Source organism: Butyricimonas sp. RTP31003st1_G1_RTP31003_210430 (genome assembly GCF_040920905.1).
Lineage (GTDB): Bacteria > Bacteroidota > Bacteroidia > Bacteroidales > Marinifilaceae > Butyricimonas > Butyricimonas paravirosa.
The window spans coordinates 41,055-60,307 of sequence record NZ_JBCOSQ010000023.1 but is presented as its reverse complement, the minus strand read 5'-3'; the positions used below and the strand labels follow the sequence as shown (position 1 = coordinate 60,307).

16 protein-coding genes are annotated in these 19,253 nt (G+C 42.8%); 7 read left to right on the top strand and 9 right to left on the bottom strand.

Features of this window, described 5'->3' with window-relative positions; translation table 11 throughout:
* Nucleotides 1-58 precede the first annotated feature (58 nt).
* Together AB5542_RS09160 and AB5542_RS09155 are read right to left on the bottom strand one after the other, a co-directional pair.
* Nucleotides 59-1,009: a phosphoribosylaminoimidazolesuccinocarboxamide synthase gene (locus tag AB5542_RS09160; protein ID WP_279038710.1), complete on the bottom strand. Its 951-nt coding sequence runs from the start codon at nt 1,007-1,009 to the stop codon at nt 59-61.
* 21 nt (nt 1,010-1,030) lie between these two features.
* Complete coding sequence (locus AB5542_RS09155; protein ID WP_118261013.1) at nt 1,031-1,978, bottom strand: PhoH family protein; 948 nt, start codon at nt 1,976-1,978, stop codon at nt 1,031-1,033.
* A gap of 103 nt (nt 1,979-2,081) precedes the next feature.
* On the opposite strand from AB5542_RS09155, the gene mazG reads away from it, so the two are divergent.
* The 5 genes from mazG (at nt 2,082) to menA (ending at nt 8,731) form a co-directional block, all read left to right on the top strand.
* A complete protein-coding gene (gene mazG, locus AB5542_RS09150; protein WP_279038711.1) occupies nt 2,082-2,873 on the top strand; it encodes a nucleoside triphosphate pyrophosphohydrolase in 792 nt (263 codons plus the stop codon).
* Between the two features lie 99 nt (nt 2,874-2,972).
* Nucleotides 2,973-3,323 carry a hypothetical protein gene (locus AB5542_RS09145; protein ID WP_087422093.1) on the top strand — a complete coding sequence of 117 codons (351 nt, stop codon included), beginning with the start codon at nt 2,973-2,975 and terminating at the stop codon, nt 3,321-3,323.
* Between the two features lie 110 nt (nt 3,324-3,433).
* On the top strand, nt 3,434-6,664 hold the full coding sequence (locus AB5542_RS09140; RefSeq protein WP_279038712.1) for an FAD-dependent oxidoreductase: 3,231 nt from the start codon (nt 3,434-3,436) through the stop codon (nt 6,662-6,664).
* A gap of 135 nt (nt 6,665-6,799) precedes the next feature.
* Nucleotides 6,800-7,645 carry a S1 RNA-binding domain-containing protein gene (locus tag AB5542_RS09135; protein WP_279038713.1) on the top strand — a complete coding sequence of 282 codons (846 nt, stop codon included), beginning with the start codon at nt 6,800-6,802 and terminating at the stop codon, nt 7,643-7,645.
* Nucleotides 7,646-7,816: 171 nt separating this feature from the next.
* On the top strand, nt 7,817-8,731 hold the full coding sequence (gene menA / locus AB5542_RS09130; RefSeq protein ID WP_279038714.1) for a 1,4-dihydroxy-2-naphthoate octaprenyltransferase: 915 nt from the start codon (nt 7,817-7,819) through the stop codon (nt 8,729-8,731).
* 49 nt (nt 8,732-8,780) lie between these two features.
* Here the strand turns inward: menA and AB5542_RS09125 are convergent, their stop codons facing one another.
* The 5 genes from AB5542_RS09125 to AB5542_RS09105 form a co-directional block, all read right to left on the bottom strand.
* Nucleotides 8,781-9,158: a DUF3127 domain-containing protein gene (locus tag AB5542_RS09125; RefSeq protein ID WP_087422097.1), complete on the bottom strand. Its 378-nt coding sequence runs from the start codon at nt 9,156-9,158 to the stop codon at nt 8,781-8,783.
* 69 nt (nt 9,159-9,227) lie between these two features.
* Nucleotides 9,228-9,932 carry an FKBP-type peptidyl-prolyl cis-trans isomerase gene (locus AB5542_RS09120; protein WP_270544600.1) on the bottom strand — a complete coding sequence of 235 codons (705 nt, stop codon included), beginning with the start codon at nt 9,930-9,932 and terminating at the stop codon, nt 9,228-9,230.
* Between the two features lie 18 nt (nt 9,933-9,950).
* Entirely contained in the window at nt 9,951-10,553 is a 603-nt protein-coding gene (locus AB5542_RS09115) for an FKBP-type peptidyl-prolyl cis-trans isomerase (RefSeq protein WP_087422099.1), read from the bottom strand.
* Between the two features lie 127 nt (nt 10,554-10,680).
* Nucleotides 10,681-11,337, bottom strand: coding sequence for an ABC transporter ATP-binding protein (locus tag AB5542_RS09110; RefSeq protein ID WP_118261008.1), 657 nt, complete (start codon nt 11,335-11,337; stop codon nt 10,681-10,683).
* A gap of 200 nt (nt 11,338-11,537) precedes the next feature.
* Nucleotides 11,538-11,879, bottom strand: a complete 342-nt coding sequence (locus tag AB5542_RS09105) for a DUF3795 domain-containing protein (RefSeq protein WP_279038715.1) — start codon at nt 11,877-11,879, stop codon at nt 11,538-11,540.
* Between the two features lie 153 nt (nt 11,880-12,032).
* Between AB5542_RS09105 and AB5542_RS09100 the strand changes: the two genes are divergently transcribed.
* A complete protein-coding gene (locus tag AB5542_RS09100) occupies nt 12,033-14,165 on the top strand; it encodes a Tex family protein (RefSeq protein WP_279038716.1) in 2,133 nt (710 codons plus the stop codon).
* A gap of 133 nt (nt 14,166-14,298) precedes the next feature.
* The gene (locus AB5542_RS09095) at nt 14,299-14,532 is read left to right on the top strand and encodes a hypothetical protein (RefSeq protein WP_279038717.1); all 234 of its coding nucleotides are present in this window, start codon (nt 14,299-14,301) and stop codon (nt 14,530-14,532) included.
* A 7-nt stretch (nt 14,533-14,539) separates the two neighbouring features.
* On the opposite strand, the gene AB5542_RS09090 is transcribed toward AB5542_RS09095, so the two are convergent.
* On the bottom strand, nt 14,540-16,870 hold the full coding sequence (locus AB5542_RS09090; RefSeq protein WP_279038718.1) for an ABC transporter permease: 2,331 nt from the start codon (nt 16,868-16,870) through the stop codon (nt 14,540-14,542).
* Nucleotides 16,871-16,872: 2 nt separating this feature from the next.
* Nucleotides 16,873-19,251: an ABC transporter permease gene (locus AB5542_RS09085; protein WP_288215230.1), complete on the bottom strand. Its 2,379-nt coding sequence runs from the start codon at nt 19,249-19,251 to the stop codon at nt 16,873-16,875.
* Between the last annotated feature and the right edge of the window lie 2 nt (nt 19,252-19,253).

Below are 19,253 nucleotides of genomic sequence, written 5' to 3'. Positions count from 1 at the left end.
GTATTGTGTATAAAAATACCGGTCACGAGTATTACTCGTGACCGGTATTTATTGGTTATTATTTTGATAAGCTAGCCAAACATTCATTTACATTGTTTTCGATGCGGGCAAGAATGTTCGTGCTGTCGGCTTTTTCGAACTTCGTTCCCGTGATATGTTCGTATAATTCGATATAACGATTTGTGATGTTAACTACCACTTCCGGAGTCATTTCCGGAACGGTTTGTCCGGCTTTCCCTTGGAAGTTATTTTCCATTAACCATTCGCGAACGAATTCTTTGGATAGTTGACGCTGTCTTTCTCCTTTTGCTAGGCGTTCTTCGTAACCGTCGGCATAGAAATAACGGGAAGAATCCGGGGTGTGGATTTCATCGATCAAATAGATCTTTCCATCTTTTTTACCGAATTCGTATTTCGTGTCTACTAGAATTAATCCCATTTTGGCTGCAATCTCTGTTCCTCTTTGGAATAGGGCAAGAGTGTATTTTTCGATGGCCTCGTAATCTTCTTTACTAACTAGTCCGGACGAGATGATTTCTTCTTTAGAGATATTTTCATCGTGTCCTTCCATAGCTTTAGTGGTAGGAGTTACAAGAGGTGTCGGGAATTTCTGGTTTTCAACCATTCCTTCCGGCAAAGGTAAACCGCAAAGGGTTCTCTTTCCTGATTTGTATTCTCTCCATGCACTTCCGGCCAAGTAACCGCGAATAACCATTTCTACTTTGAACGGTTCGCATTTGTGACCAACGGTCACCATCGGATCGGGTGTTGCTATTTTCCAGTTCGGAACGATGTCTGACGTCGCATCCAGAAATTTAGCGGCAATTTGATTCAATATTTGTCCTTTGTAAGGTATTCCTTTCGGGAGTACCACGTCGAAAGCGGAAATTCTGTCGGATACCAACATAACGAGGTATTCGTCATTGATGTTATACACGTCACGTACTTTACCGACGTATTCATCTTTCTGTCCCGGGAATTTGAAATTTGTTTTTACAATCGCTTCCATGTTATTTGCTTTAAAGATCCGTTATTTAGTTTTTTCTTCGTTGTTGTAAGCGTTAACAATCTCTTTCACCAGCCTGTGGCGAACGATGTCACTGTTGTCGAATTCGACGAATGCAATACCTTTTATATGGTGCAGTAATTTGAAGGCATGAATTAATCCTGAATCACTTTGTTTTGGGAGGTCTATCTGGCTCATATCCCCGGTGATCACGAATTTAGCGTTGACACCCATACGGGTTAGGAACATTTTTAATTGATTTTTTGTCGTGTTCTGTGCTTCATCGAGAATCACGAATGCATCATTGAGTGTACGTCCCCTCATGTATGCTAAAGGGGCAATCTGAATGATTTCCGTTTCGAGATATTCGCTTAATTTTTTCGAGGGAATCATGTCAGAAAGAGCATCGTACAAGGGTTGCAAATAGGGATCAACTTTCTCTTTCATGTCTCCGGGTAGGAATCCAAGACTTTCACCTGCCTCTACTGCCGGACGGCTGAGAATGATCCGTTTGACCTCTTTATTGCGTAATGCTTTTACCGCAAGAGCGATTGCCGTGTAGGTTTTACCTGAGCCGGCCGGACCCGTGGCAAAAAGCAAGTCGTTTGTTTTGGCCAGATCAACGAGTTTACGTTGATTTGTCGTTCTGGCTCGTATAATTTTCCCGTTATTCCCGAAAACAATAATTGAGGCCGGGTCCTCGGGGTCTTCCACGATCTCGTCTTCCAGAATAATTCTTTTCAGATTGGCGATCGTGAGCATGTTATATTTATTGTAATGTTCCAAAAGGGCATTAATTTTGGCAACAAGGACATCAATGTCGCTTTCTTCTCCCTGAATAATGATTTCATCGCCCCTGGCGGTGATCTTCAATTTTGGGAAAAATTCTTTTAAAGTAATGAATTTTGCGTTGTTAATGCCGTAAAAGTCAATAGGATCAATGTTTCCAATACTTATTCTTCTCTCTATCATGAAACTTAAAATAAAAGCCTTATTTTTGCAGGTGCAAAGTAGGGAAAACAATTGAAAATTGAAAGTTGGAAATTGAAAATTTTTCACGAGAGTAGAGTTTGTTATGGAGAAAGATTTTACGAAACAGAAAGAAGCTTTTGCCGAGCTGTTGGATATAATGGAAACCTTGAGGGAAAAGTGTCCCTGGGATCATAAACAGACGATGGAGTCTTTGCGGACGTTATCGGTGGAGGAGGTTTATGAGCTGGGAGATGCAATTCTGAAAAATGATATGCAGGAGGTGAAAAAGGAGTTGGGAGATTTGCTTATGCATATCGTGTTTTATGCTTTGATTGGGAAGGAACAGGAGCAATTTGACATGACGGATGTTTTGAACGAGATCTGTGCCAAATTGCGCTATCGTCACCCGCATATTTACGGGGAGGTGAAGGTCGAGGATGAGAATGACGTGTTGCGTAACTGGGAGCAATTGAAGTTGAAAGAGAAGGGCCGTCATAATAAAGTTTTGGAAGGTGTCCCGGATGCTCTTCCGGCTTTAGTGAAAGCATACCGGATTCAAGATAAGGTGAGGGGAGTCGGGTTCGACTGGAAACAGAAAGAGGACGTGTGGCAAAAAGTACGGGAGGAGTTGGGTGAATTGGAAGTCGAGGTTGCCCGGAAGGATCAGGAGCGGATGGAAGAAGAATTCGGTGATTTCATGTTTGCCATGATTAATGCGGCGCGACTATACGGTATAAATCCGGAAGATGCTTTGGAGAAATCCAACAAGAAATTTATTCGTCGTTTTTCGTACGTGGAAAAGAAAGCTCACGAAACAGATCGTAACCTTTCGGATATGACCTTGGAGGAAATGGACGAGTATTGGAACGAGGCAAAAGCGATGGAAAAAGCTTGAGAAGATTCCGTGATAGTCGATTTGATAACTGGAAGATTCTATAATCACTTAATTGGAAATCACTAAATCACAAAATTAATCGGATTTAAAATTAGCAAGGTGGATTTAACAGGTAAATGGAAATATAAAGAGGATTATGGCTACGGGGTAGCCGAGGGCGAGTTATTCCTGAAACAAGAGGGGTATGATTTGTCCGGGCGAATTATTTTTACGGATAAGCTTGAGGGAGAGGAAGGATATATGTTGCAGGAATTTTTAGTGGGGAGGCTTGAAGAACATAAGGTAAAATTGGATGCCGAAGAGTTTGATATTATTCATTCCGAACACGAGATCGAGTACGAGTTGGATAGTTGGTTTGGTATCTTGGTTGATGCCGATACGATCGTTGGGGTGAGTAAGGATGGACAGGGAATCGAGGGGAAATTCACATTCACAAGAGAAAAGAATTAAATGTTAAAAAATAGATAAATTTGAAAAGCTGACTTTTGTCAGCTTTTTTTTGTCTCGGATCGGTTATATTGCAAAAGAATCTAATAACCTAACTAATAAAACAATAACTTATGTCGAAGATTAATTCGCATCCGATTTTGGATGTTCCGAAACGAGATAAAGTGGTGTTCACTTTTAACGGTAAGAAAATCGAAGGAGAAAAGGGTTTTACCATCGCGGCAGCCTTGCATCAGGCCGGGTACCCCGTGCATAGTCACAGTCTGGATGGCCGGGGACGTTCCCTAGCCTGTGGCATCGGGAAATGTGGGGCTTGTGAGATGTTGGTGGATGGTAAAGTCCGGCGTATTTGCGTGACAAAAGTGGATGGTGTGAAAGAGGTACGGGAGTTCGCCCAGGGGGAAATGGCCGAACAACATGCCGAACACCGGATTGATACACGGAAAGTACTTCGTACCACGGTGGTGATCGTGGGGGCCGGGCCAGCCGGATTAGCCGTGCGGGAGGAGTTTGAAAAGTATGGTATAGATAATATCGTGATTGATAATAACGATAAGATTGGCGGTCAGTTTAATATGCAAACCCACCAGTTCTTCTTTTTCGAGAAAGAAAAGCGTTTCGGGGGTATGCGTGGATTTGATATTGCCAAAACGTTGGCAGGGGAGAATATGGAAGGTATTTACCTGAACTCTACGGTTTGGGATATTTTGGAGGGGAAACGGGTGGCCGTGAAGAACTTGGAAACGGATACAGTGTTCTTCGTGGATGCAGACTATTTAGTTGTGGCCACGGGGGCTGTTCCGTTTATGCCGGCTTTCGAGAATGATGATTTACCCGGGGTATATACGGCAGCTGTCGTCCAGAAAATGATGAATAACGAACTTACGCTGTTGGGAAAGAATGTACTGACCGTGGGAGCCGGAAATATTGGTTACTTGACTTCTTACCAGTTGATGCAAGCGGGGGCCCACGTGAAAGCGATTATTGAAGGGATGCCCAAAGAAGGTGGTTTCCCCGTGCAAGCAAACCGGGTGCGCCGTTTGGCAATACCGATCATGACGTCCCACGTGCTGTTGAAAGCGATCCCGAATGCTGATCAAACGGGAATCACGGGGGCTGTTATTGCTGAATGTGAGAATTTCAAACCGATTCCGGGTACGGAAAGAATATTGAATGGCATAGATGTCATAAATATATGTACGGGATTGATTCCGGACAATCAATTGTTGATGAAAGGAAAGGCCGTCTTTGGAGAGCATTGTTATGCCGCGGGAGATGCCGTGAGAATTGGAGAAGGGACGAGTGCCGTATTGCGGGGGAAGCAAACGGCAATTGAGATATTGATGGACTTGGGGGCTAGGGTGAGTTATGATGATTATTTGGTGGTTTCCAAAGAGTATATTGATTCACAACAACATCCGGTTCGGATTCTGGAAACTCCCTGTTTGCCGGAGGCGGAACGTATGCACAAACGGGGATTCGTGCAAATGGATTGTTTGTATGGTTTTGCGTGTAATCCTTGTTCTTTTGCCTGTCCTCACGGGGCGATAACGAAAAGTTCGACTTCTACCGTTCCTCACGTGGATTACGATAAATGTATCGGGTGTATGGAGTGTGTCTATCAATGTCCGGGATTGGCCATTTTCGGTTATGATTTACGAAAAGATAACTTGTTTCTGCCGATAGAATACGAGGTAAAGGAGAAAGAAGTAGTTTACCTGGTAAATAATTATGGAGAAAGATTGGGAGAGGGGATTATCGAGAAGGTGTTGCATAAGCCGAATAAAACGAATATTGCCCGGGTGAAAGCTTTGGATGTTCACGGGGAAGATTTGGTGAAGGTAAGAGGTTTCGTGGTGAAGGAGAATTACCCGCAACCGCTGGATTTGGAACCGTTGTTGAAGGATCAACCGGGAGCCACGTTTATTTGCCATTGTGATGATGTTACTTTGGACGATGTTTTGAAAGTCGTGGGTGATCGTACCTTTATTTCGATAGACGAGATAAAGCATACCACTCGCTTGGGAATGGGGCCTTGTCGGGGGAAACGTTGTATTCCTCGGTTGAAAACAGCTTTACGAGCGAAAGGGATCGAGATCGTGGGTGATGCTACACCGAGAGCGCCCTTGTCTAACCAGTTGAATCTAGGTGAATTGTACCCGCCTAAACGAGGTGACGAGCATCGTGTGGCTAATCGATCGGATTTCAAGAAGATAGAGGTCGGGGCGTTGATTGCCGGAGGTGGTATTGCCGGAAGTGCGTTGTTCCGCTATATGGCAGATTCCGGCTTGAATCCCGTGCTAGTGAATGCGGATAGAGGTTCTTCCTGGAGAAATATCGGGGGAGGCCGTACGGCATTCTCTTTACCGGAACTGGCCGAGATCGCGGAGCATAATCATACTATATTTAAAGAGTTACAGAAAATATCGAATATTGATTACAAGACGACGCGCTATATTAATTTGGCTCATGATGAGCCCACGTTCAATGCCTTGGACGCGAGTCGTGCATGGTCGGATGCCTATATGGTTGACCCGAAGAATTTCCAGAAAGAGATTTCTCCTTATTTCAGCACGAAATCCAAACGTTACTTGGGGGCTTTGATTACCAATGATTGCTGGCAGGCGACACCCGGTAAAGTGGTCGATTTAATTCGTAACATGGGTATTTCGGCCGGGGGGCGGATCGTGGAAGATTGTAAGGTGTTGGAAGTGATGAAAGAGGGATCAACATACAGTATTTTAGTGTTGACTCATGATAAGAAATACGTGGAATTCCGCACGGAGATATTCGTGAATGCCTTGGGGGCCGGGGCTGGAAAGATTTGCGAGGGATTGGGGATTCATGCGGGATTGTACCCGGTACGCCATCAGGCATTTATCACTCGTCGTTTACCCATGCTAGGGAAGAACGGGGATAGTCTGGATATGCTGATCGATCGGCAGGAGTATAAAGGATTCTCCGCTGTCTATGGGCAACAATTAGTCCACACGGGGCAAATTATCGGTTGTGCATCCCCGCGGGTGGATGCGTTGCGGACGGATAAAAATCTGATCTTGAACACGAAGGAGTTTATGGAGATTATCAGTGAATTCTTCGTGGATTGGATGCCGGAACTGGCTGGCGTGAGTATACAGGCCACGTGGTCCGGGTATTACACGGAGCCTCGCTATATCGTTGATCCCGAATTAGGTCTGTTTGTCGGTATGCGGGGGCATGGTTTCATGTTATCGCAATACTTGGCTAAAATGTATGTTGATAAATTAATGGGCCGTCCGGTGCCGGAGTATTTCGATCAATTGAAGTTGAACGGACCGGGTTTGTCGGAAAAAGCCTTTAAGTGATTTCGAGATTTACGATTAGATGATTTTGTGATTCCCACCTTCCTGCATTCTTGTAGGTGGTGGGAATGATTTAATCACCGAATCATAAATCATAAATCACTTAATTTCTCTATCTTTGTCACAAAATTACAGAATATGATAAAGTTAGGAGAATATAATATATTGAAGGTCGTTAAGATCGTGGATTTTGGTGTTTATTTGGATGGAGGGGAATATTGGGGCGAGATTTTGCTACCGAAAGAAACGGCTCCGGCTGAATGTAAGGAAGGTGATGAATTAAAAGTTTTCATTTATTTTGACTCGGAAGACCGGGTGATTGCCACGATGACAACACCTAAAGCCGTCGTGGGTGATTTTGCTTTGATGAAGGTGGTGGGTACGAGTCGAGTGGGGGCTTTTCTGGACTGGGGATTACGTAAGGATTTGCTGGTTCCTTTTCGGGAACAGCGGGAAGAAATGATTGTGGGGCGTGAATACTTGGTTTATGTTTACGTGGATAAAACGACGGATCGTATTGTTGCTTCCACGAGGTTAAGTCGTTTCTTGGATAAGACTCCGGCAGAGTATGAATTGGGGCAGGAAGTCGAATTAATCGTCGCTCGTCGTACAGATTTAGGGTATAATGTTATTGTCAATAATAGCCATGGGGCAATTATCTATCGTAACGAGATATTCCAACCTATAACCATTGGGCAGCACCTGACCGGTTATATTAAGACTATCCGGGAAGACGGAAAAATTGATTGTATCCTGCAAAAAAATGATGGTCATGAACAAATTGACCGTTTGGCAGCCTTGATACTGAAAAAGCTGGAAGAGAATGGAGGTTCCTTAGCTGTATCGGATAAGAGCGATCCGGACGAGATATATCGCCTTTTCGGTTGTAGCAAAAAGAACTACAAAAAGACGGTTGGCGGTTTATTCAAACAGCATAAGGTTATTATCGGGGAGAAGGAGCTGAAGTTGAAAATGGAGAATTAAAAGTTGAAAATAAAAAATGAACTCCCTCCCCCTTCGGGTGCTCCCTCTATAAACAGAGGGAGAGTTGAATTACTTTTCGACTTAGGGAAGAGTTACCAGCTCCTCCTCTGTTTATAGAGGAGGTGGCAGCGAAGCTGACGGAGGAGTTTAATTTAAAATCTGAATGAATACATGTCTAAAGTTCGGGCATATATCACGAGTTTTCGGTTAAGAACATTACCTTTATCCTTATCGGGTGTATTACTAGGTTCTTTGTTGGCTGCGAGCGATGGGTATTTTAAAACGACGACTTTCGTGTGGGCTATGCTCACCACGGTTGCCTTACAAATATTGTCTAATCTGGCGAATGAGGTGGGGGATTTAACCAAGGGAACGGATAATGAACATCGTTTAGGGCCTATCCGGAGCGCCCAAAGTGGAGCTTTGAGTATGCGGGAAATGGTACAGGCCATGATTGTTTTCGGGGTAATAGCGATCATCACCGGAAGTCTGTTAATCTATGAGGCATTTCGGGATTTGTTGAATTGGAAAAGTATTTCTCTGTTTATTGCCGGAGGCGCATCTATCGTGGCCGCCGTGAAATACACGGTTGGGAAGAGTGCTTATGGTTACCGGGGACTGGGGGATCTTTTCGTGTTTATCTTTTTCGGGTTAGTGAGCGTGATGGGAAGTTATTTCGCCATGTCCGGTGTTTTGCCTTGGATATGTGTGTTACCGGCTGCGGCCATCGGTTTTCTCTCTTCCGGTGTTTTAAACATGAATAATATCCGCGACATCGAGAATGACTCGGTTTGTGGCAAGCGTACCATCCCGGTTATCTTGGGAATACGGGGTGCAAAGATATATCATTTCGTGATCACGCTATTGGCTGTGATTTGTCTCGTGTTGTACTCCGTGCTGCATCCTGCCGGATGGACGGGCTATCTCTTTTTGTTAACGCTACCGTTGCTGGCAATGCATCTGAAGTCTGTCTATCGGGGAGAAGGAAGAGCCTTGGATTCTCAATTGAAATTTCTTTCGATAACGACGTTATTGATAGCGCTTTTATTAGGTTTTGGTCAATTACTGAGTTGTTTATGGTATTAAAAAAGGTCTGTAATATTTGCAGACCTTTTTTAATACTGGTATTTTCCGTTTAGAAAGGAAGATCGTCGGCTTCCGGCATGGGAGGAATGTCTTCCACCTTGTATTCCGGTACTGGAGCGCCCATCATCGGGGCTTCCGCTTGAACTTTCTCAATTCTCCAACCTTCGAGGTTCGTGAAATAAGAAACCTGTCCGTTGTTCTCCCATTTGCGGCCACGCAAATTGAAATACACTTTAATATTCTCGTTCAATTGAATAGTCTCTAATAGATCACACCGGTCTTGGATCAATTGAACTTTTACGAAGTCGTTCCACTGTGGATTCTTCTCGTTTTCAACTTCTATCACGAATTCTCTCTTCTGGAAACGATCACTGATTTTTTGTGTAGCTTCTTTGTAAATTAATTTTCCGGTAACTTCGTAATTCATTGTTTTTCTGATTAGAAACAAGCCCAAGAGTCCTTGGGCTTGCTAGCTGTTTAAATATCAAATAATAAATTATTTTTGAGCGTTCGGGTCAACGATGTCGATTAATTCAACTTCGAAAATCAACGTTTCGTTCGGTCCGATAGCACCTCTGGCTCCTTGAGGTCCGTATGCCAAGTTTGACGGGATGTAAAGCGTCCATTTAGAACCAACAGGCATTAATTGTAATGCTTCCGTCCAACCTTTGATCACGCGGTTTACAGGAAATTCGGTAGGCTCGCCTCTCTTGTATGAAGAGTCGAACTCGGTTCCGTCAATCAAAGTTCCTTTGTAGTGAACTCTAACAACACTGGTATCTGCCGGGATAGCTCCGGTTCCTTCTTTTTCAATTTTGTATTGAAGTCCGCTTTCGGTAGTTTTGATACCATCTTTCTTAGCGTTTGCTGCCAAGAATTCTTCTCCGGCTTTCAATGCTTTGTCAGCTTTAGCCATCATGGCTTTTTGAGTATATTTCTGTAAAAACATATTCATTTGCATCATGTCGGCAGGAGCATCTTTTTTCTGTAAAGCACTGTTCATTCCGGCGATGATAGCGTCCATGTTGATGTCTTCAATACCGTTTCCAGTGATGTTAGAACCGTACATGTAACCAATATAGAAACTTGCTGTATCGGCCTCGTTTTTCAGCGATACATTCGTTTTTGTAGAAGTGTTGCAGCAGCTAGATAAACCGATTGCAGCAACAGATAAACCTAAAATTAGATTTTTTGCGTTCATAGTTTTTCGTAAATTAAATTATACTATATCTAATAATTCGATATCAAAAATCAAGGTCTCGTTCGGTCCGATAGCCTGTCCTGCACCGTGAGGGCCGTAAGCTAGATCAGAAGGAATGTATAGTTGCCATTTTGAACCCACGGGCATTAATTGAAGAGCCTCAACCCAACCGGCAATAACTCCGTTTACCGGGAATTCAGCCGGCTCGCCACGGCGGATGGAAGAGTCGAACACGGCACCATTAATCAGGCGTCCTTCATAGTGACATTTTACAGTATCGCTACTTTTCGGAATAGCCCCGTTTCCGGTGGAAATTACTTTATATTGTAATCCGCTTTCCAGGGTAACCACGCCTTCTTTGCTCTTGTTATCGTTTAAAAATTGTTCTCCGGCTTCCTTGGCAGCTTTACCTCTTTCATTTTGCAGTTTGTTAAAATAGTCCTGCAAAATCTGGTTAGCCTCTTCCGGTTTGATTTCCGGCATCTGGCCTGCATAGACTGTTCTGATAGCGTCAACAAAAGCTTCTGTATTAATGGTGTTCACACCTGAAGAAAGGAGATTACTTGCAATACTTAGACCGAAACAATAACTCACTTTGTCTAACTCTTCTGTATATTTCATTGAAAGGTTTAATTAATAAATAAATATTTTGTTCATTAAGATGCAAATGTAAGAACATTGTGCGAAAACACAAACAGGTTTTCGTGTTTTATTCGCGATACGAGAAAATCGTGCCGGAAGGTTCATTTTATTCATTCATTAGCATTCCGTCATTTAATTTTATTTGTCTGTCTGACATACGGGCTAGTTCCGTGTCATGCGTGACGATTACGAATGTTTGTCCGAGTTCTTCCCGTAAAGTGAAGAATAACTGGTGTAATTCATTTTTGGTACGGGTGTCCAGGTTTCCGGAAGGTTCATCGGCTAGCACCACTCGGGGATGATTGACGAGAGCCCTTGCCACGGAAACTCGTTGTTGTTCCCCGCCGGATAGTTGATTGGGTTTGTGGCTCACCCGGTCTGCCAGACCGAGAAGGGTCAGTAGTTCCATGGCCCGCAGCTCCGCTTCTTTTTTTCCGGTTCCTTTGATCCATGCCGGGATGCAAACATTTTCCAAAGCCGTGAATTCCGGCAATAAGTGATGGAATTGGAATACAAACCCGATGTTGTTATTTCGGAATTCCGATAGTTTGTTGGAGGATAACCGGGCAATGTTCACAGAATCATACAATAGTTCACCCTCGTCCGGGGTATCGAGTGTTCCCAGAATATGTAATAACGTACTTTTCCCGGCACCGCTAGCCCCGACGATCGTTACGATCTCTTTTTCTTTTATCGTTAGATCAATTCCTTTCAGCACTTTTAGTTCGCCGTAGCTTTTGACTATATTTTTAATTTCTATCACCTGATTAATTTCTTGATTTATGATTTCCGATTTAGTGATTCCAACCCGCTAACCAACATTTATTATTTTGATGGTAAAGATAATAATTTTCAATTTTGGATAATCCTGTTGATTATTTTTATTTCAATGATAGATGTAAATATGCTTATTGGCATAATAAAGTTATGCCGTTGTAATAAATCCAAGGCAAGAAGGTGATTTTAAATTGACGATAGAAGATTTTCTTTTGCACTGGGGTTATGCTGGAAAATAAGACCGATGGTCGGGCAATGATCCAGTTTTTTACAATCGCCACAGGTATTGAATCCTTTTGTTTGAACACATTTCCGGATTTCACAATAATTGCTGCAATAGGCGAATTTAGAGCCATTGACACGGCAACCCGTGCAATTAATAGTTTCCGGTGTGATCTCCGACGTGTTGTTCATGACACTCCATTTTTGAGCGGTTTCTTCTCTTAACTTGTCATCGTTATTGATTGTGGCGATACGGGCATCGCAGTTTTCGCAATCTAATCCACAACAGGCGATTAATTGTTTCATAATAGGGTATGTTTGATTTAAGCTTTAGACAAAGATAAGAAATATTAGATTGCTACCTAGGATTACTTCATAAGATTCGATGAATTTATTTACTGAATGGAGATAGCGATTAAATAAAGAGTGTGTATCTTAGCAATCTAAAATCAATTATGTATGGAATATTATATAGATCCGGTCACCTTCGTGACACAAAAGAGTGGTTTTGAGAGTAGATATATAAAAAATTTATTGGGGTTACTGGATGAAGGAGCCACGATTCCTTTTATTTCCCGTTATCGGAAAGAGATGACCGGGAGTATGGATGAGGTGCAGGTGGGACTGGTACGGGAGATTTACGAGCAGTTCAAGGAGCTGGAAAAGCGGAAAAAGACGGTGTTGGAGAGTATCGAGCAGCAGGAAAAGTTGACTCCGGAATTACGGAAACAGATAGAGCATTGTACCGATTTACGAGAACTGGAAGATATTTACCTGCCTTATAAACCGAAGAAACAAACACGGGCATCAAAGGCAAAAGCGAAGGGATTGGAACCTTTGGCAGCCATGTTGATGAAACAGGATAACGGGGATGTGTGGGACAAAGCGGCCCGTTTCGTGAAGAATGACGTGGAGAATGAAGAAGAGGCTTTGCAGGGTGCTAGGGATATTATTGCTGAATGGGTCAGCGAGAATGACCGGGCAAGAAACACCGTGCGTCGCTCTTTTGACCGGGTGGCCGTGGTAAAAGCGAAAGTCGTGAAGGGGAAAGAGGAAGAAGGGGAGAAGTTCACGGATTATTTCGATTATTCCGAGCCTTTGCGGAGGATTCCTTCCCACCGGATGTTAGCGATTCGTCGGGGGGAGGCTGAAGGTATTCTGAAAGTGGCGATTGAAATCCCGGAAGAGGAAACGATCGAGTCTTTGGAAAGAATATTCGTGAAAGGTCGTAACGAGAGTGCCGAGCAGGTGATCATGGCGGTGAAAGATGGGTATAAACGTTTGTTGCTTTCGTCTATCGAGACAGAGTACCTGCAAAGCGGTAAGCAGAAAGCGGATGAAGAAGCGATTAAGGTGTTTGCTGAAAATCTGCGTCAATTGCTTTTGGCACCACCTCTTGGGAATAGGCGGGTGTTGGGTATAGATCCGGGATTCCGCACGGGATGTAAGGTTGTTTGTCTGGATGAGACGGGAAATCTGGTGCATAATGAAACCATTTATCCTCATCCGCCACAAAACGAGGTGAAACAAGCGGCTAATAAGATTACCAATCTGGTCAACTCGTACCGGATCGAGGCGATTGCTATCGGTAACGGTACGGCAGGACGTGAAACCGAACGATTTATCCAGAGTTTGCGTTATGACCGGGATATACAAGTGTTTGTCGTGAGTGAAAGCGGGGCATCGATTTATTCGGCCTCTAAGATAGCCCGGGACGAGTTTCCACAGTATGATGTAACGGTTCGCGGTGCCGTGTCGATAGGGCGTCGGCTGATGGACCCGTTGGCCGAGTTGGTAAAGATTGACCCGAAGTCTATCGGGGTGGGGCAATACCAGCATGATGTCGATCAATCCAAATTGAAAGAGAGTTTGGATCGGGTGGTCGAGTCGTGTGTGAATCGGGTTGGGGTGAACGTGAACACGGCAAGCAAGTACTTGTTGACTTACGTCTCCGGATTGGGGCCGACTTTGGCAGAAAATGTGGTTACTTATATCAAGGAAAACGGGGCATTCCGTAGTCGCGGCGAATTGAAAAAAGTGAAACGTATGGGAGAGAAGGCATTCGAACAGTGTGCCGGGTTCCTTCGTATCGAGGGGGCCGAAAATCCCTTGGATAATTCATCCGTGCATCCGGAATCATACGCAGTGGCAGAACGGATGGCAAAAGACTTGGGAATCCCGTTGAAGTCGTTGATTGGTAACGAGGAGGCTTGTAATAAGATTGAACTATCCCGTTACGTGAATGACCGGATTGGGCTACCCACGTTGAAAGACATCATGGATGAACTCAAGAAACCGGGGCGTGATCCCCGTTCCGTGGCTAAAGTATTCAGTTTCGCTGATAATATTCATACGATTGACGATCTGGAGATCGGGATGGTTGTTCCGGGTATCGTGACTAATCTGACGAACTTCGGAGCCTTCGTGGATATTGGCGTGAAACAGGACGGGCTGGTACACATATCCGAGATTGCCGATAAATATATTTCGAACCCGGCGGATGTACTTTCTTTGAATCAGCATATTTCAGTGAAAATCGTGCAGGTCGATAAGGTACGGAAACGTATCGGTCTTTCGATCAAGCAGGCATAAAATAAGAAACTTGATAACCGAACAACTACCGAACAACCTACCGAACAACTGGCGAAATTAAGATGTATTCTTGATACTCGAACTTTTTTCCTTTTCTTTCGTTTCACGTGTATAAATTCAAACGAACACGGTTATGAAAGAGAAGGAAAAGAAACAAGAGAATATGGATGTGAAAAAGCATCTGACACCCGAAGATGATGAGAAATTACACGAGGCATATATAAACGTTTTAGGTGAAATTCTGGAGAATGACGATGATGATGCCCGGGATAACTTGGCTAATTACATGGACGAGGTAAAAGAAGAGTCCGATGCCTTGGGTACGGAACCGGACGAGAATGATTTGGATAGGGGAAAGAACGCTTGACTTTCCCCTATTTTATAGTATCTACCGGATTCATCCGGGAGGCTTTAAATGCTTGCCATGCCACGGTCAGCGTGCCAATAACGACTGCCGCAATACCGATAAAAATAAATGATACCGGAGAAATCTCGTTTTTATAAACGAACTGTGTGAGCCACTGTGCCGAGCAATAATAGGCAATTGGCGCCCCGATGCAAAAAGCAATCAGAATCCATTTGATAAAACGGGCGCACAGTAACACGGCGATTTGGTTTTCACTGGCCCCGTTGATTTTACGGAGGCTGATCTCTTTCCGCCTATTCTCCACGGAGAACCATGCTAATCCGAATAATCCTAAACCGGCTAGCAAAATGCTGATATAGGAAAATATTGAAAGAATTTTCATGACTTGTAACTCTTCTTCGTGAAACTCCATGTAGCGTTCAGACAGACTACAAGTTTTTATTTCGATTGCTCCCGGAGCAACTTGTTTCCAAAGTGCATTAATCTTTTCTTCGACTATTTTTCGGGTACCGGGTTGAATACGGATAATATGACGATCGGACCCGGTATCACTGAATCGAATAAATAATGGCGTGATCTCTCGGGTGAGTTTATCTCTTGGATAATCGGCAACGACCCCGACGATCGTGTAGGTTTCATCCCATATTTGGAATGTTTTACCTAGGGGCTCTGTTATCCCTTGTTTCTTTAGAAAAGTCTCGTTCACGATGGCTTCATGTAATCCTTGTTTTCCCGGAGAGAAAAGTCTTCCTCCCAAAAGTTGTATATCATAAAAATCAAAGAATGAGAGATCGGCATCCGCACAATCCACGTACATGTTGTCTAGTCCGTAAGTGCAATTTTGAGTGATTGCGCTCATTGTGCGATGTGTGATCTCCGGGATGGAAGTGAGTTGATCATAGAAAATTTTAATCGTTTCATCTTCTACTGAATATAGTCCCCACCCTAATATCAAAATTTCATTAGCGTGTGGACGGCAATGTGTTGCGAAGTCCATCTGGTGGTGAATGTTTACCACTGTTGTCGTCAGGATAATGGATATGGTAAACTGGGTAATCACAATATTGCGAATGAGAATAGTTTTTTGTTTGTTTTCATTCTTTAGAATTTCGGATAGAGAATTTTTATTGATTTTTAGGATCACGTATAAAGGAGGTATGATGATAATTGTACCGAGTAAAAGAATCAGTACCAGTGGGGTATATCCGGCATATAAATCCGATAGACTTAAGTCGGAAGTAATGAATGTATTGAAATAAGGGATAAGTACATGGATGATGCCGATGGATACGATAAAGGAAAACATAACGAGTAATCCGGTTTCCATGATTAACTGTTTACGTATTCCTTGTTTTGATTCTCCCGAAATAAGTTGAATCCCGGTTGTTTTTAATTGCTGTATGGTACGGGTCAGACAAATGTTGATGTGGTTGAAACAAGCGATGATAAATATGAGTATGGCAACACCCATGCCTAAGTAAACGAAAGAAGGATCACGTTTGAAGATTAATCCTCTTTCATATAAATGCCTTGTTTCTGAAAAATAAAGTTCTTTGGCTGGTTTTAGATAGATTGTTTTATCCTCAAATTGTCCTTCGTTTCGATCGTTTATTTTTGCCATGAATTTTTGAACCGTAACTTCGGGTGTGAGTTCGATAAACGTATAAAAAGGGAATCCGGTAATTTGTGAAATTTCCTCGTCTGGGAGTCCTCGCAATATCCCGTAATGAAGAAAACTTTTTTGGGAATCGTCGATAACAGTTGTGATCGTGTGAGATTGGAATATCGTTTTATAGGTATTTTCTTTCCCATTAAAATAGCGTATACTATGTCCTAACGTGATTGATTTTCCGATGGGGTTAGCAATTCCAAAGTATTGGAGGGCAAAAGACCGAGTAACAGCAATTTCGTTAGATGTCAAAAGCGTTTTGTGTAAATCTCCTGATAAGAGGGGAAGTTTAAAGAATTCGGTGAAGCTAGGTGTTGCAGAATAAGCATACATATAGTCTGATTCTTCGGATTCCTCTGATAAAAAAAGATGTTCATTTCGGAGTACACAATAGGATTTTACCTCTGGATAGGTATTTTTGAGTTGAACTCCACTTTTCCCGGAAATGAGAGCCTCACTGGGGGTGGCATCTTGTTCTTTTTGCTCCTGAACAAGATAACAGTTTTTACTATTCAAGATAGAATGAGCGATATTATATTCGTGTATCACGAAAGTAACGAGCAGCGTGCAACACGTGATCCCCGTGATCAGGCTGATCAAAGAAATCAGCGTGTAGGTCTTGTTTTTTATCCAACCTCGAAATATGATTTTGAATTGAACGTTTTGCATGATTATTCGGTTTTAAGGGTATCTATCGGGTTATTTCTTGATGCTTGCCGGATCTGCCAGTTGGTCACGAGCAGAACAATACAAAGGGATATAACGATGGTAAGTACGAAAATCCAAGGTTGTATTTCTATCCTGTAAGCGTAATTTTCCAGCCATTTCCGGGAGGCGTAGTACGCTATCGGTAGACCGATCACGCAGGCCATGAAGACTTTCGTCATGAATTGTCGGTTAAATAACAGCATGATTTGTCGTTCCGATGCCCCGTTTACTTTTCGAAGGGCGATCTCCCTCGTTTTGCTTTCCACCATGAATATGGCAAAAGCGAATATCCCCATACCACCGATTAGAATGGCGATCAGTGAAAACAGAATCACGAGTTCCATAAAGGCCATGTCTTTTTGGTATAGGTCTGAGTAATTGTATTCCTTGCATTCGAAAATATATTCTGGGTTTCGGGATAGATATAAGTCTTGCAGATATTCAAGAATCTCTTGCCGTTTTCCCGGTTGGTAACGTATTAATAATAAATACGAGGATGGCGGCAAAATCATCGTAGGGCGTACCGGGTAATGGAGTGATTGCGTGTGATAATCTTCCGTAACTCCTGTAATTCGATAGTGAACAGAATGTTGCTGGTTTAGGATCATTCCTAGAGGGTGATCCAGTTTGAACGTTTCCACGAATTTTTTATTTACCCACACGTCGGTTGTTGATGAGTAATTATTTTCAGGCGAGGGATTAAATTCGATAGGAGTAAACTCCTGACTTTCAATAATCGGAATTTTATATACATTGGTAAAGTCTTCGTCCCCGTATGCACATACAACATCAACTTGTTTTTCCGGCTCTGTGAGGAGGGGTATTTTCTCGATGGAGGGTATGTAAGTAAAAGGTATACTCATACCGTTACATACATAAAGAATTCCGGGATGCTGAAGTAATTCTTCTTTTAGAGGTTGATAGCTGCGGGAATTGTCAAACCAGCCAACTTGAAGGATATGTTCTGTATCTATCCCTAGTGGTTTGTTTTTTATAAAATTAATTTGAGAAATAATGATGGTACAATAAAAAAGTAATGAGGTGAAAATACCGATTTGTAATATGGTTAAAATTTTGGAAAGATTTATCTGTTGTGGTTTGGGTTGGAGCATACCTCTCACACCTTCCCGGCTAACATGATGTTTAAAATGAAAGTATAAAATGGAGCAAATGATCCCCATAATCAGACATATAAATCCTACAAATACGAAATTGGAAAGGTTGAAAAGTTCAAATGGATAAATATGCTCCGGTGACAAAATCTGGATGAAATAAGGATGCAATCCATAGGTCAAAATACACGAGAGTAGAAGAATAACTCCTGTCTGTAACCCGATTTCACCGAGCAATTGATAGAATAAATGCTTGTTACTGGCTCCATAACATTTGTGTATGGCAAAACGGGAAGAATCCCGGTCTTGTTGGGCAATTCGGATGAGTAGGAAGTTTCCGGCAGCAAGTAGTAGAATAAGAATTGTGATACTCCATAATAAATAGGTTAGGGATTGAGAACCCCGTAACAATTCATCTTCTCGTAGATGCTCGGAATGAAAATAAATATCTTTCAGAGGTTGAAGTCTGTGGCTGTAATGGTTAACGTCGTCCGGCATATTGGAGGCGATTGTCGGTAGTTTCTTTTCGATGGCTCGCAGGTCAGCGGTTGGTAGAATATGAAAATAGGTGTACAAAGAGTAATTTCCTCGATGTTCATCAAAATATGGGGCACCTTGTCGGTAATCTACGATGATATTTGCTTGAATCGTCGAATTCGCCGGAAAATCTTTTATAACAGCGACAACTTGGCATTTGATGTCTTTTTTCCTATTATTGATTCCATCTTTAATGGTTACCGTCTTCCCGATAGGGTTCTCCTTGTTAAAGTAGCGTTTGGCACTTGTTTCCGTGAACACGATCCATGAAAAAACGGTTGTGTCAATTTTCCCTTGTATCACGGGAATCTCGAACAGATCAAAGAACGGAGGGTCGACAAATGCAAGTTTAGGTTCTATGGTAAAATCTTGACTATCCTCTATTTTTATGCGATAATCTTTTTGAAAATAGCGTGCTACCTGTACGATCTCCGGAAATGTTCGTTTTGCTGCAGGGCCGAATGGTGTGTTGGTTCGGCAATTCCAGAAATCCTCATCACCGTATCGGGTAATTACCCGGTAAATATTGTCGCTGTTTTTCAAATCCCCGTCCATATTCCACTCGTTTGCCGTGTGGCTGTATATCAGCCAAGCGGCAGAAAAGGCAATGGACAACCCGACAATATTGATCACCGTGTAAACCCTGTTGCGGGAAAGCTTGCGTACTATGAATTTAAAATATTGCTTAAACATGG

Excerpts from the sequence above, each read along its gene's own strand:
- AB5542_RS09160 (WP_279038710.1), bottom strand. The coding sequence starts at position 1,009 with ATGGAAGCGATTGTAAAAACAAATTTCAAATTCCCGGGACAGAAAGAT.
- AB5542_RS09155 (WP_118261013.1), bottom strand. The coding sequence starts at position 1,978 with ATGATAGAGAGAAGAATAAGTATTGGAAACATTGATCCTATTGACTTT.
- mazG (WP_279038711.1), top strand. The coding sequence starts at position 2,082 with ATGGAGAAAGATTTTACGAAACAGAAAGAAGCTTTTGCCGAGCTGTTG.
- AB5542_RS09140 (WP_279038712.1), top strand. The coding sequence starts at position 3,434 with ATGTCGAAGATTAATTCGCATCCGATTTTGGATGTTCCGAAACGAGAT.
- AB5542_RS09135 (WP_279038713.1), top strand. The coding sequence starts at position 6,800 with ATGATAAAGTTAGGAGAATATAATATATTGAAGGTCGTTAAGATCGTG.
- menA (WP_279038714.1), top strand. The coding sequence starts at position 7,817 with ATGTCTAAAGTTCGGGCATATATCACGAGTTTTCGGTTAAGAACATTA.
- AB5542_RS09125 (WP_087422097.1), bottom strand. The coding sequence starts at position 9,158 with ATGAATTACGAAGTTACCGGAAAATTAATTTACAAAGAAGCTACACAA.
- AB5542_RS09120 (WP_270544600.1), bottom strand. The coding sequence starts at position 9,932 with ATGAACGCAAAAAATCTAATTTTAGGTTTATCTGTTGCTGCAATCGGT.
- AB5542_RS09115 (WP_087422099.1), bottom strand. The coding sequence starts at position 10,553 with ATGAAATATACAGAAGAGTTAGACAAAGTGAGTTATTGTTTCGGTCTA.
- AB5542_RS09105 (WP_279038715.1), bottom strand. The coding sequence starts at position 11,879 with ATGAAACAATTAATCGCCTGTTGTGGATTAGATTGCGAAAACTGCGAT.
- AB5542_RS09100 (WP_279038716.1), top strand. The coding sequence starts at position 12,033 with ATGGAATATTATATAGATCCGGTCACCTTCGTGACACAAAAGAGTGGT.
- AB5542_RS09095 (WP_279038717.1), top strand. The coding sequence starts at position 14,299 with ATGAAAGAGAAGGAAAAGAAACAAGAGAATATGGATGTGAAAAAGCAT.
- AB5542_RS09090 (WP_279038718.1), bottom strand. The coding sequence starts at position 16,870 with ATGCAAAACGTTCAATTCAAAATCATATTTCGAGGTTGGATAAAAAAC.
- AB5542_RS09085 (WP_288215230.1), bottom strand. The coding sequence starts at position 19,251 with ATGTTTAAGCAATATTTTAAATTCATAGTACGCAAGCTTTCCCGCAAC.